The organism is Brevundimonas sp. NIBR10, from assembly GCF_027912515.1.
In the GTDB taxonomy this organism is placed as follows: Bacteria; Pseudomonadota; Alphaproteobacteria; order Caulobacterales; family Caulobacteraceae; genus Brevundimonas.
This window is the reverse complement of sequence record NZ_CP115464.1, coordinates 3,952,253-3,968,179: the sequence shown is the minus strand read 5'-3', so window position 1 is coordinate 3,968,179 and position 15,927 is coordinate 3,952,253. Positions and strand designations below refer to the sequence as shown.

The following is a 15,927-nucleotide window of genomic DNA, read 5'->3' as shown; positions in this document are numbered from 1 at the left end:
CGCTACGCCTTTGCGCCTTTTCGACCCGGCGCGTGGACGGGATCGGCCAGGGCGCGGGCTTCGTCGAGGGGCCAGCGCGGGCGGGCGGCGGTGTCGATGTCGGACGTCAGGCCGAGCTGCAACCGTTCCGCCCCGGCCAGGGCGATCATGGCGGCATTGTCGGTGCAATAGGCCATGGGCGGGGCGAGGAAGGCGAAGCCGTGTTTCGCCGCGGTCGCTTCCAGCGTGGACCGCACGGTCCTGTTCGCCGCGACCCCGCCGGCGACGACAAAAAGGCGGTGGTCATGCCGCTCGGCATAGGCCTTCATCGCCCGCTCGGACCGTTCAGACAGCTGGCGGGCGATGGCGGTCTGGACGGCGGCGGCGAGGTCGGCGCGGTCCTGGTCGGTCACGCAGGCCTGGGCGAGGCGCGAGGCGGCGGTCTTGAGCCCCGAGAAGGAGAAATCGCAGTCCTTGCGGTCCAGCAGAGCGCGCGGCAGGGCGATCCTCGACCCGTCGCCCGTCGCCGCCAGCCGTTCCAGCGCCGGGCCGCCGGGGTAGCCCAGCCCCATGGCCTTGGCGATCTTGTCGAAGGCCTCTCCGGCGGCGTCGTCGATGGTGGTGCCCAGACGGCTCATGTCGCCGATGCCGCGCACCTCCAGTAGCTGGCAGTGACCGCCCGAGACCAGCAGCAGCAGGAAGGGATAATCGACCGGCCGCCCCAGCCGCGCCGAGACCGCGTGACCCTCCAGATGGTTGACGGCGATGAAGGGCAGGCCCCGCGCCAGGGCCGCCGCCTTGCCGAAGCTCAACCCCACCATGACCCCGCCGACCAGGCCGGGCCCTGCCGTCGCCGCGACGCCGTCGAGGGCGGCGTAGTTCAGGCTGGCCTCGTCCATGGCTCGCCGAGTGACGCCCGCGATCATCTCGACATGGCTGCGCGCCGCGATCTCGGGCACCACCCCGCCATAGGCCGCGTGGTCGTCGATCTGGGAGTGGATCACCGAGGACAGGACGGTGGCGGTGCCGTCCGCCGACAGCCGCACGACCGACGCCGCCGTCTCGTCGCAACTGGTCTCCAGGCCGAGGACGGTCAGGTCGCCAGTTGCCCGCTCCCGCCCGCTGCTATAGTCCGCGCCGATAGTCATCGGGTCGAGGTAGCGACCCCCTCCGGTTCCCGCAACGCCTCATGTCCCCCATTCTCCGCATCGGCACCCGCCGCTCCGCCCTGGCCCTGGCCCAGTCCGGCATGATGCAGCGCGCGATCGCCGCGGCGCTGGAGGTGTCCGTCGAGCGCGTGCCCCTGGTCGAGATCGTCACCACCGGCGACCGGGTCCAGGATCGTCGCCTGCTTGAGATCGGCGGCAAGGCCCTGTTCACCAAGGAGATCGAAGAGGCGTTGCTGGACCGCCGCATCGACATCGCCATCCATTCGATGAAGGACGTTCCCGCCGAACAGCCCGACGGCCTGTGTATCGCCGCGATCCCTGAGCGCGAGGACGCCTCCGACGCCTTCTGCAGCCGGGATCATGCGTCGTTCGACGCCCTGCCGCTCGGAGCGCGCCTCGGCACCGCCTCGCTGCGGCGTCAGGCCCAGGCCCTGGCGCTGAGGCCCGATCTGGATATCCAGATGCTGCGCGGCAATGTCGACACCCGCCTGCGCCGGCTGGCCGAGGGTGAGTTCGACGCCATCCTGCTGGCCACAGCGGGGCTGAACCGCCTGGGGCGGTCCGAGGCGATCCGCGAGCGGCTGTCGCTGGACGCCTTCCTGCCCGCACCGGGACAGGGCGCGCTGGCGATCCAGAGTCGCGAGGACGATGCGGACGCGGCCCTGCACGCGCCTTGGATCGCGGCGCTGAACCATGCCGCCACCGCCCTGGCCGTCGCCGCCGAGCGGGGGGCCATGATCGCGCTGGAGGGGTCGTGCCGAACGGCGGTCGGGGCCCACGCGACCTTCGGCGACGGGCACCTTTTGCTGACGACCGAGATGCTGAGCCCGGACGGGTCCGCCCGCTGGCGCCGGTCGGGGACGCTGGGCGACGTCCACGCCGCCGATGCCGAGGCCGCCGCCCGTGCGCTCGGCCAGTCGCTCGGGGCCCAGGTCCACGCCATGGCCGGCGACCAGCGCATCGAGGGCTGAGGCCGTGACCGTCGCAGGCGGGACCCGTCAGGACGGCCCCCGCGTCTGGATCACCCGCACCACCCCCGGCGCGGACCGCACGGCGCAGGCCGTTCGCGCGCTCGGCTTCGTGCCGGTCGTGGCTCCCCTGCTTGAGGTCCGGCCGTTGCCTCCGGCAGCCGCTCTCGACCTGGACGACGTCGCCGCCCTCGCCTTCACCAGCGTCAACGGCCTGATCTTCGCCGACCTGACCTCGCGCCGCGATCGGCCCGTCTTCGCCGTCGGCCACCGGACCGCGCAGGCGGCGCGTGAGCGGGGCTTTACCGATGTCCGCTCGGCCGGAGGCGACGCCGACGCTCTCGCCGCCCTGATCGCCCGGGAATGGGTCGCGCGGGGTCTGGCACGCGGACCGGGCGTCCTGCTGGTCCCCGGCGCGGTGAGACCCTCGGCCGACCTCGCCGGCCTGCTGGCCGGTCGCGTTCCGGTCCGGTCCCTGCCGGTCTACGAGACGGTCGAGGCGGCTGTGCAGGTGCCCGCCGACTTCGACATCGTGCTCGTCCACTCCGCGCGCGCGGCCGAGGCCCTGACGCGACGCCTGGCCCCGGGCATGGCCGCCGGTCGCATCGCCGTCGCCCTGTCGCCCCAGGTCGCCGGGCCGCTGGAGGCGCTCGATTTCGCCGCCCTCCGCATCGCCGCCCGACCCGACGAGACAAGCCTGCTAGAGGCGCTTGGCAATCCCCGCCCCGCCGTATAAAGAGCCCTCCTCGCGCCGGACGATACCGCCCGCGCCATAGGCCGCTTTAGCTCAGCTGGTAGAGCATCGCATTCGTAATGCGGGGGTCAGGTGTTCGAGTCACCTAAGCGGCACCACTACTTTCGGCAGGATATCGACGCCGTCCCGGGCGAAAGCGCGCAAATCCCAGTCCATACCTGTTCCCACGCCAGAGTGCCTTTAGCCTCAGTGGGGGCATTCGTAATGCTGGTGTCGGGCGTTCGGGTCACCTAAGCCGCTCCGCCTTTCCGAAGCCACTCTTGTCAATCGGCGTCTAAAAGGGACCCCTTATCGGCGTGCAATAGGGACCCCCTTTTGGGGTTCGTGATGGACGTCACGAGCGCACCGCTTGCGAGGGTTGGGGCGTAGGGAGGGCGTAGCCCGACCGGAGGCTCAACCCTCGCTTGGCGTTCTTCGTGGTGGGTCAGCTGCGGTGTTTGAAGCGCCAGCTGTCGTTGCCGGTCTCGACGATGTCGCAGTGGTGGGTGATGCGGTCGAGCAGGGCCGTGGTCATCTTGGGATCGCCGAACACGGTCGGCCATTCGCCGAAGGCGAGGTTGGTCGTGACGATCACCGAGGTCCGCTCGTAGAGCTTGCTGATCAGGTGGAACAGCAACTGACCGCCCGAGCGGGCGAACGGCAGGTAGCCGAGCTCGTCGAGGACCACGACGTCGAGGCGGCAGAGGTGAGCAGCCAGCGCACCGGCCTTGCCCAGGCGGGTCTCCTCCTCGAGGCGGTTCACCAGGTCGACGGTGTTGAAGTAGCGGCCACGCGCCCCGGCGCGCACGACGTTGGCGATGATGGCCGTGGCCAAGTGGGTCTTGCCCGTGCCGGTCCCGCCGACCAGCACGATGTTGCGCCGGTTCGCCAGGAAGGAGCCGCTGTGAAGCGAGCGCACCAGTCCCTCGTTGATCGGCGTGCCGTCGAACACGAAGGCGTCGAGGTCCTTCACGGCCGGCAGCTTGGCTGCCGCCATCCGGTACCGGATGGAAGCCGCATGCCGGTGGGTCGTCTCGGCGCGGAGCAGGTCGGCGAGGATCTCCATGGTCGTACGCTTGCGCTGCAGGCCCGTGGTGACCGCTTCGTCGAAGGCGCCGGCCATGCCCTTGAGGCCCAGGCCGGTCAGGGCCGCCATCATCTCATGCCGCTGCATGCAGGCCTCGCAAGCTGTCGTAGCGGTCGCAGTCCGCCAGAGGCGGATGCCGCAGCGCCAGGTCGTCCGGTGTGACGATGCTCAGCGGCCGGGGCGGTTCGCGCCGGCGCGCCAGGATGTTGAGGATGACGTCGTCGCTGACGGTCCCGGCGGCGAGCGCCTCGCGCGCGGCAGCCTCGACCGGCTCCAGGCCGTCTTCCAGCACCGCCGCCAGCACCCGCACGAACCGGCGATCGGCCTCGTCGCCTGAGCCCAGCTTGCGGCGCAGGCGCGCCAGCGCGGGCGGCAACTCCCAGTCCTGGAACGGCGCGCCATTGCGCAGGGCCCCGGGCTTGGTCGCCAGCACCGGCAGGTAATGCCAGGGATCGTAGAGGGTCCGGTCGCGACCGAAGAACCGACGATGGTCGGCGATGACCTCTCCCTCGCAGCGCACGACGATCCGGTCGGCATAGGCGCGGACCTGCACCGTGCGTCGCCCGGCTCTGGCCATCACCGAGTAGCGGTTGCGGTCGAAGCTGATCAGGCAGGTCCCCGTCACCGCGTGTTCGCTCTCGTGGAAGCCGTCGAACGGGCCCAGCATGGGCTGCAGCGCCGGACGCTCGGCGGCCAGGGCCTGAGCGACCGTCAGGTCCTTCTGCTCGGGATGCTGGCGCAGCTCGCCCCAGCGACGGCATTCTGCCTCCAGCCAGCCGTTCAGCTCCTCCAGGCTGGTGAAGCGCAGGCGCGGCTGGAAGAACCGTCCCCGCGCCGTCTGGACCTGGTGCTCGACCTGGCCCTTCTCCCAGCCGGCCGCTGGCGAACAGGCCGTCGGTTCGACCATGTAGTGGCTCGCCATGACCAGGAAGCGCCGGTTGAACAGCCGGTCCTTGCCCGTGAACACCGTCGTCACCGCCGTCTTCATGTTGTCGTAGATCCCGCGCGTCGGCACCCCGCCGAAGAAGGCGAACGCCCGCGCATGCGCGTCGAACAGCATCTCCTGGGTCTCGCGCGGGTAGGCCCGAACATAGATCGCGCGTGACGCGCACAGTCGCATGTGCGCCACCTTCACCCGCATCGGCTTGCCCGCGATCTCCACGTCCTCGTGGCTCCAGTCGAACTGGTAGGCTTCGCCCGGCTGGAACATCAGCGGGATGAACGTCGGCGCATCGGCTACGCCCCGGCGTCGCTTCAGCCGCCACCCCGCCGCGTAGCGCCGGACCGCGTCGTACGACCCGTCGAACCCCTCGCGCACCAGCAGGTCATGGACCCGCGTCATCCGCAGCTTCTCGCGCCGCGGCCGCGCCTCGTCCTCTTCCAGCAGTTCATCGAGCCTGGCCTGGAACGGCGCCAGCCTCGGCAACGGCTGCACCGCCCGCCGATAGGCGAACTCCGCATCAGGCTCCCGGATCGCCTTGCGCACCACCTTGCGCGACAATCGAAGGTCACGCGCGATCGCCTTGATCGCCTTCCCGGACGCAAACTCGCGCCGGATCCTCAACACCGTCTCCAACACCAACATCCCGAACTCGCCGCCTGACATCCGCCAAGCCGCCACCGTTAGACCTCAGGGATGAGGGGTCCTTATTCGACGCCGATCACACCGCTAACGGGGTCCCTTTTCCACGCCGATCCACAGCCGAGCGGCGATGCAATGACCTTTCGTCCGGTAACAGAACGGGATGGGGGCGCGGGGGAGAACGCTTCCCTACGGGTGGCGCAGTATGTCCGGATGTCCACGGACCATCAGCGCTATTCCACTGAAAACCAAGAAGCCGCCATCGCGATCTACGCGTTGCGCCATGGCATGGCGATCGTGCGCACTTATGCCGATGAAGGCCGAAGCGGACTCGACATCGCCGGCCGCGATGCCTTCCAGCGATTGGTCGCTGACATCGAGGGGGGCTCACCCGGTTTTGAAGCGGTTCTTGTCTATGATGTGAGCCGTTGGGGTCGTTTCCAGAATCAGGACGAAGCCGCCTTCCATGAATACCGGTGCCTCCGCGCCGGCGTCCGGGTTCTCTACTGCTCCGAACAGTTCGAAAACGACGGGTCGTTTCTGTCGAATATGGCCAAGACGCTCAAGCGCTCGATGGCCGGTGAATACAGCCGCGAACTCTCCAACAAGGTCTTTCAGGGCCAGTGCCGGCTGATCGAAAAAGGCTTTCGACAAGGAGGCCCTCCCGGGTTCGGCCTGAGGCGTTGCCTAATCGATGAACGCGGCGAACCGAAAGCGACGCTGGAGAGAGGTCAGCAGAAGAGCCTTCAAACTGACCGCGTCGTCCTTGTGCCCGGCCCGGACGATGAAGTTGCGATCGTAGGGCGCATCTATCGGCTCTTCGTCGATGACGGTCGCACGGAGAACGAGATCGCGGGGCGGCTCAATGCGGAAGGACATCAGACCGACTTGGGGCGAGCCTGGACACGCGGCACCGTTCATCAGATCCTGACCAACGAAAAATACGTCGGCAACAATGTCTTCAACCGCACTTCATTCAAGCTGAAGAAGCGCCGCGTCCGCAACGTCCAGGACGACTGGGTGCGAGCCACGGGTGCGTTTCAGGCCATCGTCGATCATGAGTTGTTTCAGAATGCGGCAGCGATCATTGCGGAGCGCTCTCAAAAACTCAGCGACGCGGAACTTCTGGAGCGGCTAGCCGCACTCTTTCAAGCGACAGGAATTCTTTCTGGCATCATCATCGACGAACGTGAGGATATGCCGTCCAGCAGTGCTTACCGCTCGCGATTTGGCAGTCTGCTGAGGGCCTACTCGCTTGTCGGCTATAGCCCCCGGCGCGACTATCGTTACGTCGAGATCAACAAGCGCCTTCGCGTCCTTCATCATGATGCGATAGCCCACGTGTTACATGGGCTTGAAGGTGTTGGTGCCTACGTGCAGGCAGGGACGAGCGATGGCCTGTTGCGGGTGAACGACGAGTTCTTTCTGTCCATCGTCGTGGCCCGCTGCCAGCAGACCGCCGCAGGGTCACTGCGTTGGCGTTTGCGTTTTGACACCAGTCTTCGCCCCGACGTTACGATCGCCGTCCGGATGGACAAGTCGAACCTCAATCCGCGCGACTACTACATCTTTCCGTCAATCGATGTGGATGTGGACAAGCTCCACCTGGCCGACAGTAACCCCAGAACGCTCGATGCCTATCGCTTCGATACTCCCGATATTCTTTTTGCGTTCGCCCAGCGGACGCCCATTCCGGAGGCCGCGTGATGACCAGAACAGTCGAGATGGTGCCTATCGAACATGTGACCGTGCTCAACCCCCGCACGCGTAACCGAAAGCAGCACCGGGAGATTGTCGACAACATCGATGCGGTCGGCCTTAAACGACCCATTAGCGCCCGGCGGAAAATCACGGCTGACGGGGTTCGCTACGAGGTCGTCTGCGGAGAAGGTCGGCTCGAAGCCTTCCGGATGCTTGACCAGACCCATCTACCCGTCGTGTTCGTGGATGGGACCGAAGCAGACTGCATGGTCATGAGCCTCGTCGAGAATGTTGCGAGGCGAAAGCACCGGTCCATCGATCTGATCCAGGAAATCGGCGGCCTTCGGAAGCGGGGTTACAGCGATGTGGAAATCGCCGGCCGCATCGGCGTCACCGCCTCATGGGTAGGGATGGTTGGAACGCTCATTGAAAAGGGCGAAGAGCGTCTGGTCGCCGCAGTAGAGAGCGGACTTATTCCCATCACCTTCGCCATCGACATCGCCCGCGCCAAAACCTCGGAAGATCAGCGGTTGCTCACAGAGGCTTATGCGTCTGGCCAGCTCAAGGGAAAGAACATCCCCTCCATTCGGAGAATGCTGGAACAACGATCGAAGCGCAATCGGAGCGTTCCCGATAGCGGCCTTGGTCGCCAGCCGCCTCGGAGGGTTCAGAGTGCGAGCGAATTGATGGCTGTCTATCAGCGCCATGCTGAAAAGCTTCGCGAGACCGTGCGCAAGACTGACTACGCCGAAGACCGCTTCCTCTTCGTGGTGGAGGCGCTGCGGAAGTTGTTCGGGGACGAGAACTTCACCAACGTCTTGAAGGCGGAAGGGCTCGATACAATGCCACGTTTCCTGAGTGATCAGGTCGTTTCGGGGTCATTGTCATGACCAGTGCAACACGACACGACGAGGTGAAGCTCGACTTTGAATCGAACTTGGTCACCATCTCACTTGATAATATTCTGCCTCTCAAGCCGTTGAGGCCCTCGGTCAAGGAGAGCCGGAAATACGCTCAGATTTGCGCCTCAATCCGGGCGATTGGCGTTGTAGAGCCGCCAGCCGTACTTCGCGATCCCAAAAGTAAGAATGGCTACCTCCTCCTGGACGGACATCTCCGCATCGAGGCGCTGAAGGACATAGGCGCAACTGAAACGGAGTGCCTGATTGCAACGGTGGACGACACCTACACCTACAATAAGAGGATCAATCGTCTGACTGCCACGCAGGAGCATCGCATGATCTCCCGCGCAGCGGACAGGGGTGTTTCGGAAGAGCGGCTGGCCGACGCGCTCGGGCTGGATGTCAGCACCATCCGTCGTCGCTTCAAAATGCTCGACGGCATTTGTGATGCGGCAGTTGAGACGCTGCGTGACACTCCCTGTCCAATGGCCGGTTTCGAGCTGATCAGATGCATGGCCCCCGTGAGGCAGGTCGAAGCGGCCCAGCTGATGGTCGATCAGGGCAACTTCAGCGTCAACTTCGTCCGTGCTCTGTTGCTGGCTACGCCCGAAACCGAGCTTGTCGATCCCAGGAAGAAAAAGCCTAAAGGGACGCGCAAACGGACGGCAGAGGACATGGGCCGTATGGAGCGCGAAATCACCAATCTTCAGGCTCAAGCGCACACGAAGGAGAACCGCTACTCGGAGATCAACTTCCAGCTGACGTTCGCGAAGGGCTATCTAGAGAAGGTTCTAGGGCGGCCTCGAGTCTCCCGATGGCTGGCAAAAAATCACCCAGAATACTTCGAGCAGTTCCAAGATATTGTTGGCGTCACCTCGTTGAAGGCAGCGTCGGCGGGCCAGCCTTTGGATCTTGGCGACCCTCCCGCAACATCGCCCTGAACCTGACCTTCACGTTTGCAGGTATGGCGCAGGTCGCAATTTTGAACCTTCCCACGTGAAAGCGCCTTCGTTAGGAAACGCCCGAAGCGCGCCAACCGGTCAGACTGGGAGGAGCTTGGGTATCGGTAAATCTGGGGTGACAGAACCTGGGAAATGCCATGCCGGCAATGGGTCCGCTCCCTGGGCCTGACTAGATTTCGTAATGCGGGGGTCAGGTGTTCGAGTCACCTAAGCGGCACCACCACTTCCCACAGGACATGGACCCGGCAGCGGGCGGACGGGCCTTGCGGTCGGGCGGCTATGCAGCCGCTTTGACGTCGGACCGTCGCGTCGGCTTCCGGAGCGGCGTGAGCGCTGCGTCCCTGTTCAACTTCAGCCTCGAAATGAGACTGATCAGTTGATTGGCCTCGCTGGTCAGGCCCTGGCTGGCGGCGGTGGACTGTTCGACCATGGCGGCGTTCTGCTGGGTGACCTGATCCATGTGGTTCACCGCGGTGTTGATCTCTCGCAGCCCTGTGGCCTGTTCCTGAGCGGACGCCGCGATCTCTGAGATCAGGCCGTCAATCTCGGCGACCCGGCCCACGATACGCTGAAGCGCCTCTCCGGTCTGACCGACCAGTTCAACGCCCGAGTTCACCTGCTGGGTCGAACTGGAGATCAGGATCTTGATCTCCCTGGCGGCTTCGGCAGAGCGCTGGGCGAGCGCCCGGACTTCGGACGCGACGACGGCAAAGCCACGTCCTGCTTCGCCTGCACGCGCGGCCTCGACGCCGGCGTTGAGCGCCAGCAGGTTGGTCTGGAAGGCGATCTCGTCGATCACGCTGATGGTCTGGCTGATCTGCTGGGCCGAAGCATGGATGGCATCCATCGCGGCAATCGAGTCGTGGACGATCACTCCGCTTGTCTCCGCATCACCGCGAGCCGCCTGAACCGTCGCCGAGGCCTGCTTCGCTCCGGCGGCGGTGCGATTCACGGTTGCCGTGATTTCGTCCAGTGCCGCAGCCGTCTGTTCCAGACTTGCTGCCTGTTGTTCGGTTCGATGCGACAGGTCGTGGGACGCCTGACTGATCTCGCCGGCGCCCGTGCCGATCGAGCGGGCATTGGTCTCGATGACGATCATGTCATTCTGCAAGGCGCTGATCGCTGCGTTGAAATCCTGCTGGAGCCTGGCGTAGCGCCCCGGGAATGTTCCGGGGATCCGATAGGTCATGTCACCGCTCGCAAGGGCACTGAGAGCGTCTGCCGTCTGGTCCACGACCAGCGCCTGCTCGCGCGCGACCTCCAGATCGAATGCCGCCTTCTCCGCAGCCAGGCGGTCCGCCTCGGCGCGCGATACGTCAAGCGCCGAGGTCGACTCTACAACGCGGGCCGTGGCCTCGTCCGCCTTGGACCGGCTGAGTTCGTTGGCGGCGAACATCGCCGTGACGCTGGCGGCGCTCCATGTCAGGACGGCAGCCTCTACCACCAGGATGACTGCGTGAAAGGCCACCCGACCCAGATCGGCCGACCCCGGGAACACCAGGTCAGGCAGGACGAAACTCAGTACAAGGTGATGGACAGCGACTGTCGCGGCACCCCCGACGATCGCGCGCCAGTCGCAATAGATGACGACCGCGGCCAGGGCGGCAAAATAGGCCATGTGCATGTCGATCTGGAAAGCATGTCCAGCAAGGCCAGCTACGAGTGTCGAGACCTGTGCCATCAGTAGAATCGCAGACAGCATGCGGCCGCTGGCACGCGATCGCAGTGTCATCCAGACCGCCGTCTGACATCCCGCAAGCATCAGGGCCGGAACCAGGCCGGCGACCAGGTTCGCGCCGAGAAGAAGGGTCTGAACCAGACTGCCGAACGCAAGCGTCCAGACAAGGATCAGTATCACCGTGCTGCCGATGGTGCGCTGATGCTCGAGATCGCGTGGCTGAAAGATCATTGTGAGAACTCCGATTGCGGGCGGCATGCCGCAAGCCGGGGATCCAGGATGAGCCAGGCCCCCGCCTTTCTCAGCCGAAGCTGAAGATTGTTACCGCCATAGACCGTGACGACATTGGGGGTCCGCCCCGTTGCGGTGATAACACCCACCGGTTCCACCGCGTCTCGAACGTCGTCGGCGCTCCACCAGGGTGGAAAAGCTGCCGCCACAGCAAAGGCAGAGGCGGGTGGGGCGGACATGAGCACCGTCATCACCGACGTCGCCAGAATGATCGCGACGTAACTCGAAACCTGGAGCCAGATTTTCGGAACCATTGACCGCACCGCCGGACTGAAAGTCTACTGTGGTCCCGTCGATTGAATATTCCGTTAACCGTGATTTTTTCAGCGTCGGAGATGGAGCCGTGATCGGGCGGACGTGCCTTCCGGACGGGAGCGGGATCAGCAGGCGAGCGATCTATGCCGGCCAGCTGCGGACGAGGCGGCGATAGGCGGGGCCGATCGGGAGGGTGGTGCCGGTGTCGAGCTGGACCTTCAGGCTCTTGCCGGAATGGATCACGGCCGTGACGCGAGACGGCCTGACCATGGCCGAGCGATGGATGCGCACCAGGCCGTGCGGAGTCGCCAGGGCTTCGAGCCGGGCCATGGTGATCCGGTGCATCCAGGTGCGGCCGTCGAGATGGAGGTAGACGTGATCTTTTGCCGCCGTGACGTGGGAAACCTCCGACAGGGGGACCCGCACCTGACCCTGGCGAACGGCGACCCAGATGCCGTCGTCCGGCAGGAGTTCAGATAGCGGCAGATCCGATTGCGAGGGCCGGTCCAGACGTCGGCGCACACGCTCCAGGGCCTCGGCCAGCCGCTCGCGCCGGATCGGCTTGAGCAGATAGTCGGCCGCATCGATCTCGAAGGCGTCGAGCGCCCGATCGGTATGGGCGGTGGCGAAAATCACCGCCGGCCGACCGCGCCCGCGCAACAGTCCGGCCGCCTCCATCCCGTCCATCTCGGGCATCTCGATATCGATGATGAGCACATCCGGGTCGAGGGCGGCGATCCGTTCGCCCGCCTCGCGCCCGTCACCGGCCTCGCCCACGACCTCGACCCCCGGCGCCTCGGCGAGCAGGTGGCGCAGCAGAGCGCGGGCCAGGGGTTCGTCGTCGGCCAGAAGGACTTTCATCTCAGAGCCCCGTTCGACCGCTCATGCTGCCTGTCCGGACGGTTCGATGCGTTCGGCCTTGCGCCGGGGAAGACCGATCTCGACACGGAAGCCGTCGTCCAGGGGCAGGGCCGTCATCCAGGCCGTATCACCATAGGCCACCGCCAGCCGCTGGCGCGTATTGGCCAGGCCGATCCCGTGGCGTCGCTGGTTCTCGTCGGGATGATGAACCGAGGCTGCGGCCTGGCCCGCCCCATGGCCGGAGCGGTTCTCGACCGTCAGAACCAGTTCCCCGTCGGCCTCGCGCGCATCGATCCGGATCGTGACGGGATGGGTGAAGGGGGCGACGCCGTATTTGACGGCGTTCTCGGCCAGCGGTTGCAGCAGCAGGCTGGGGATCGGCAGTTGCAGCACGTCCGGGGTCGTCTCGATCTTCAGGGCCATTCGGTTTCCGAACCGGATCTCCTCGATCTTCAGATAGGACGTCAGCGTCGCCAGCTCCTCTTCAAGGGGCACATCGCTGGAGGGGTCGGAGTTCAGCGAGGCCCGCAGGAAGTCGGCCAGCAGGCCGATCATCCGCTCTGCATCACGCTCCCGCCCCGTGACGACCAGACTGGCCACGCTGTTCAGGGCGTTGAACATGAAGTGCGGATTGAGCTGCATGCGCAGCATCGAGGCCTCGGCCTTCTGGTTGGCCACTTCCAGGGCCGCCGCACGGGCCTCGACCTCGCGCGCGTGGTCGTTGGCGCGGATGGTCAGTTTGGAGGCCAGGATCAGGCTGAAGGTCCAGACGTAGAGGATCAGGACCTGGCCCATGCGCCCGAGATACACATTGGCCTCGAGGTCCGCCCAGGTCAGCCATTGCGGCAAAACCGTGCGGGCAAGGGTGACGAGCACCCAAAGATCAAAGACCGTCTGGACGAGACCGGCCGCCAGAACCGCCGCAGCGATGACGGGCCACCGCATAACCGGATGCCAACGCTCGGTCGCGTGGAGAAGCATCAGAAGGCCGAACGAGAACGCCAGTCCCAGCGCCAGTTGCGGCAGGCAGCAGATGAACATCAGACCCGGGGGCCCTTTCCCTGCAACACGGCGGTCAGGTCGACCAGGGCGTAGCCGAACACCCACAGGGTCACCACCAGTCGCCAGATGGGGCCCACCGCCACTCGCCACATCGTCCGTCCCCGCCGCCCGAAGGCCATGGCTCCACTTTGAAGCGCATTCCGCGTTCGTCCAACCCTGTTCGTCGTGCCCGGGGGCGGCTTCGTCGCAAGTCTCTTGGCGGACGGGGGAGCCCCACCGCAGGTTTCGCAGGCGGTGCGACGCTGTCGTTTCCGTCGCATGAGGAGGAGACGATGCCGGGCCTGCCCATCCTGTTGTTCGCCGTCATCCCCGGCGTTCTGGCGCCCATCCTGACCTTCTGGATGGCGTCACGCGCCGAGGCGAAGATCCGGGCGGCGCGGCACTGGCCGATCGTCCGGGCCCGGATCGTCGAGTCAAGGATCAACCGGAACTCCAAGGGCGGTCGCTGGGCCACGGTCCGATACGCCTATGAGGTGCAGGGGGCTCAACACCAGTCGACGCGGCTGTCGTTCGTCCAGACCAACCTGACCGGCGAGCAGGCCGACGCCGTCCTGACCCGCTACCCGTCCGGGGCCGAGATCGAGGCCCGCTACGACCCCGACAAGCCCGGTTATGCCGTCCTGGAACCCACGGGCGACGTTCGCACCTTGCGCTTCGCCGGCGTCTTCGTCGGCGCGGCCTTCCTTGTCGTCGCCGTCATTCTTGTCTTCGCCGGGGCCTGAGCGCCCCCACTTTACTGGAGGATACCATGTCGAATCGCCTCGCCATCGCCGCCGTGGCCGCGCTCGGCCTGACCGCTTTCGCCGGGGTCGCCCGCGCCCAGGTGACTGTCTCTGTCAGCGGCGGCACCCCGACGATCGCCAGCTACTACCAGATCGGCCATTGCCTCGACGTCGGCAACAGTAACGTCATCATGTACGCGACGTGCCAGTCGGGCCGAGGTGCCCAAGGCTGGAGGTTCGTCTCCGGCACCTATGGGATGATTTCGCTGGGCAACCTGACCTGTCTGCAGTCCAACGGCCAGGGCTCGCCCCTGTCGGCGGCAGGGTGCAACAACGGCCAGAACCAGCGCTGGGGCATCCAGGCGAACGGGGAGCTTCGAAACGAACTGGGGCTATGCGCTGACATCGAAGGCGGAAATCGCGCATCAGGCGCACGCATCGTCGGATGGAGCTGCCACGGCGGGATGAACCAGAAATGGTACACCGCGACCACGGGCGGCAACGCCACCTACCGCATCAGTTCGACGACGCCCCTGACCGGTCTACAGCCCGGAAAGGCCTTGCTGGGCTCGCGAGGCGTTTCCAGCTCCAACATCGTCGCCGGCGGCGCGGGGAACATCGTGGCCGGCGGCGCAGGCAACATCATCGCGGGCGGAGCGGGCAACATCATCGCCGGAGGCGCGGGGAACATCATCGCCGCCAGCATCCTGGCGGGAGGCGCAGGAAACATCTTGGCGGGCGGCGCCGGAAACCTGATCGCCAACGACGGCGCGTCCCTGCGCAACATCGCCCCCGGAAGCTACTGATGCCGATCCTGTCTTTCGCCACCCTGGCGATGGGCCTGGCTCTGGGCGTTTCGTCCGCGGCGGCCGCTCAGGACATCCCCGACGCCCCGGTCCCGGCCGAGGCGACGACTGCGCCCGTGATCCCGACGACCCCGGTCGCGACGGATGCCGCAGCGCCGGTCATCCCCGCCACCCCTGCCGCCCCGGCCGTTGTGCCCGCTGCGCCCGTCGCTCCGCCTGCTGCCCCCCCTCTGGCCGCCTACACCGAGGTCGAGGTGGAGGATCCGGTCGATCCGGGCTTCTGGGACCGATGCACCGTGATCGAGGCGTTCCAGGGGGCCTATGAGGTCAGCTGCAACCACACGCGAACCATCCGGCGCGACGTCCATGTCCGCCCGGTCGGGGGCCAGCCGGTGACCCAGACGGCGGCCAGACCCGCTGCCGGTCCGCCGTTCGGACGCGGCACGATCGTGCTGGGATCGACCATGGGACTGCCCAACGACTGGAAACTGTGTGTCATTCTGAGGAACGAGGTCGAGGCGACGAACAGCTATGCCGCCAACTGTGGTGGTGGCCCCATTCGCCTGCTTCCGAACTGGGCGCGCGCCGATCCGAAGGCTCCGGCATCATGACCGGACAAGAGCCAGGTCGCGGGCAGAAACGCCCCGTGGCGGTCGACCGGGTGCCGCAACGCGGTAGCTGATCGGGGGGGCGATGTTCGGCGCGCCTAAGCGGCGCCGCGCCTGTCCTCTGCGGATCCGGCGCGGTCGGCGGGCGATGAGCCGGTGCGGCGTTCGCCCTGGCGGCGGTCGGCCTGTCGCATGCCGCCGTTGGCCATCATCAGCTCCAGCCGGATTTCGATCAGACGCTGCTCGATACTGCCCAGCATCAGGGCGAAGACCGAGGTGATCACCGCCATGCCCGCGACCGACAGGGCGATCCAGGGCGTCCGTTCCAGCAGTGTCGTGGTGGCCATGAAGACGATGGCGAAGATGGCGAAGGACATGGCGGTCGCCCAGGCCCCGCAGATCTTCATCAGCGAGCGTCGCGGCGCGGCCCGGTTGATGCGGGTATGGCCCAGCCGGCGATCCTTGCCGCGCCGTTCGGACCGGGCCTGCCGCGCGCCGGGATCCACCTCGCCCGCCCGGGCGACACTTTCGGCTTCGAGCGCCATGGCGGTCTCCTGTTTC

General features: G+C 66.2%; 16 protein-coding genes and 1 tRNA gene. 9 read left to right on the top strand and 8 right to left on the bottom strand.

The features are described 5' to 3' along the window. Positions 1–2: 2 nt before the first annotated feature. A complete protein-coding gene (gene tsaD, locus O5K39_RS19350; protein ID WP_271145219.1) occupies positions 3–1,127 on the bottom strand; it encodes a tRNA (adenosine(37)-N6)-threonylcarbamoyltransferase complex transferase subunit TsaD in 1,125 nt (374 codons plus the stop codon). 41 nt (positions 1,128–1,168) lie between these two features. On the opposite strand from tsaD, the gene hemC reads away from it, so the two are divergent. The 3 genes from hemC to O5K39_RS19335 all read left to right on the top strand — a co-directional run bounded on the left by hemC (position 1,169) and on the right by O5K39_RS19335 (position 2,968). Then, positions 1,169–2,119: a hydroxymethylbilane synthase gene (gene hemC / locus O5K39_RS19345; protein WP_271145218.1), complete on the top strand. Its 951-nt coding sequence runs from the start codon at positions 1,169–1,171 to the stop codon at positions 2,117–2,119. 4 nt (positions 2,120–2,123) lie between these two features. Then, a complete protein-coding gene (locus O5K39_RS19340; RefSeq protein WP_271145217.1) occupies positions 2,124–2,852 on the top strand; it encodes a uroporphyrinogen-III synthase in 729 nt (242 codons plus the stop codon). 40 nt (positions 2,853–2,892) lie between these two features. Further along, positions 2,893–2,968, top strand: a tRNA-Thr gene (locus O5K39_RS19335). A gap of 326 nt (positions 2,969–3,294) precedes the next feature. Here the strand turns inward: O5K39_RS19335 and istB are convergent. Beyond that, positions 3,295–4,023 carry an IS21-like element helper ATPase IstB gene (gene istB, locus O5K39_RS19330; protein ID WP_271143524.1) on the bottom strand — a complete coding sequence of 243 codons (729 nt, stop codon included), beginning with the start codon at positions 4,021–4,023 and terminating at the stop codon, positions 3,295–3,297. Beyond that, positions 4,010–5,521: an IS21 family transposase gene (gene istA, locus O5K39_RS19325; RefSeq protein WP_271143525.1), complete on the bottom strand. Its 1,512-nt coding sequence runs from the start codon at positions 5,519–5,521 to the stop codon at positions 4,010–4,012. Before istA ends, istB begins: the two co-directional genes overlap by 14 nt. 132 nt (positions 5,522–5,653) lie before the next feature. Here istA and O5K39_RS19320 point away from each other — a divergent pair, with 132 nt between their 5' ends. The 3 genes from O5K39_RS19320 to O5K39_RS19310 are packed head-to-tail and all read left to right on the top strand — an operon-like array spanning position 5,654 to position 9,062. Continuing rightward, on the top strand, positions 5,654–7,225 hold the full coding sequence (locus O5K39_RS19320) for a recombinase family protein (RefSeq protein ID WP_271145216.1): 1,572 nt from the start codon (positions 5,654–5,656) through the stop codon (positions 7,223–7,225). Then, positions 7,225–8,109 carry a plasmid partitioning protein RepB C-terminal domain-containing protein gene (locus O5K39_RS19315; RefSeq protein WP_271145215.1) on the top strand — a complete coding sequence of 295 codons (885 nt, stop codon included), beginning with the start codon at positions 7,225–7,227 and terminating at the stop codon, positions 8,107–8,109. Before O5K39_RS19320 ends, O5K39_RS19315 begins: the two co-directional genes overlap by 1 nt. Further along, complete coding sequence (locus tag O5K39_RS19310) at positions 8,106–9,062, top strand: plasmid partitioning protein RepB C-terminal domain-containing protein (RefSeq protein WP_271145214.1); 957 nt, start codon at positions 8,106–8,108, stop codon at positions 9,060–9,062. Before O5K39_RS19315 ends, O5K39_RS19310 begins: the two co-directional genes overlap by 4 nt. Before the next feature lie 298 nt (positions 9,063–9,360). On the opposite strand, the gene O5K39_RS19305 is transcribed toward O5K39_RS19310, so the two are convergent. The 4 genes from O5K39_RS19305 to O5K39_RS19290 all read right to left on the bottom strand — a co-directional run bounded on the left by O5K39_RS19305 (position 9,361) and on the right by O5K39_RS19290 (position 13,209). Next, a complete protein-coding gene (locus O5K39_RS19305) occupies positions 9,361–10,992 on the bottom strand; it encodes a methyl-accepting chemotaxis protein (RefSeq protein ID WP_271145213.1) in 1,632 nt (543 codons plus the stop codon). Next, positions 10,989–11,306 (bottom strand): hypothetical protein, encoded by a 318-nt coding sequence (locus tag O5K39_RS19300; RefSeq protein ID WP_271145212.1) that lies wholly within the window; start codon positions 11,304–11,306, stop codon positions 10,989–10,991. The genes O5K39_RS19305 and O5K39_RS19300 overlap by 4 nt, the downstream gene beginning before the upstream one ends. 142 nt (positions 11,307–11,448) lie before the next feature. Beyond that, complete coding sequence (locus O5K39_RS19295; protein ID WP_271145211.1) at positions 11,449–12,168, bottom strand: LytTR family DNA-binding domain-containing protein; 720 nt, start codon at positions 12,166–12,168, stop codon at positions 11,449–11,451. 21 nt (positions 12,169–12,189) lie between these two features. Next, positions 12,190–13,209, bottom strand: coding sequence for a histidine kinase (locus tag O5K39_RS19290; RefSeq protein WP_271145210.1), 1,020 nt, complete (start codon positions 13,207–13,209; stop codon positions 12,190–12,192). 293 nt (positions 13,210–13,502) lie between these two features. On the opposite strand from O5K39_RS19290, the gene O5K39_RS19285 reads away from it, so the two are divergent. The 3 genes from O5K39_RS19285 to O5K39_RS19275 are packed head-to-tail and all read left to right on the top strand — an operon-like array spanning position 13,503 to position 15,369. Then, positions 13,503–13,952: a DUF3592 domain-containing protein gene (locus O5K39_RS19285; protein WP_271145209.1), complete on the top strand. Its 450-nt coding sequence runs from the start codon at positions 13,503–13,505 to the stop codon at positions 13,950–13,952. Between the two features lie 26 nt (positions 13,953–13,978). Continuing rightward, positions 13,979–14,758 (top strand): RICIN domain-containing protein, encoded by a 780-nt coding sequence (locus tag O5K39_RS19280; protein WP_271145208.1) that lies wholly within the window; start codon positions 13,979–13,981, stop codon positions 14,756–14,758. Then, positions 14,758–15,369 carry a hypothetical protein gene (locus tag O5K39_RS19275; RefSeq protein ID WP_271145207.1) on the top strand — a complete coding sequence of 204 codons (612 nt, stop codon included), beginning with the start codon at positions 14,758–14,760 and terminating at the stop codon, positions 15,367–15,369. The genes O5K39_RS19280 and O5K39_RS19275 overlap by 1 nt, the downstream gene beginning before the upstream one ends. Before the next feature lie 95 nt (positions 15,370–15,464). Here O5K39_RS19275 and O5K39_RS19270 read toward each other — a convergent pair whose 3' ends face one another. Further along, on the bottom strand, positions 15,465–15,911 hold the full coding sequence (locus O5K39_RS19270) for a hypothetical protein (protein WP_271145206.1): 447 nt from the start codon (positions 15,909–15,911) through the stop codon (positions 15,465–15,467). Positions 15,912–15,927 lie beyond the last annotated feature (16 nt).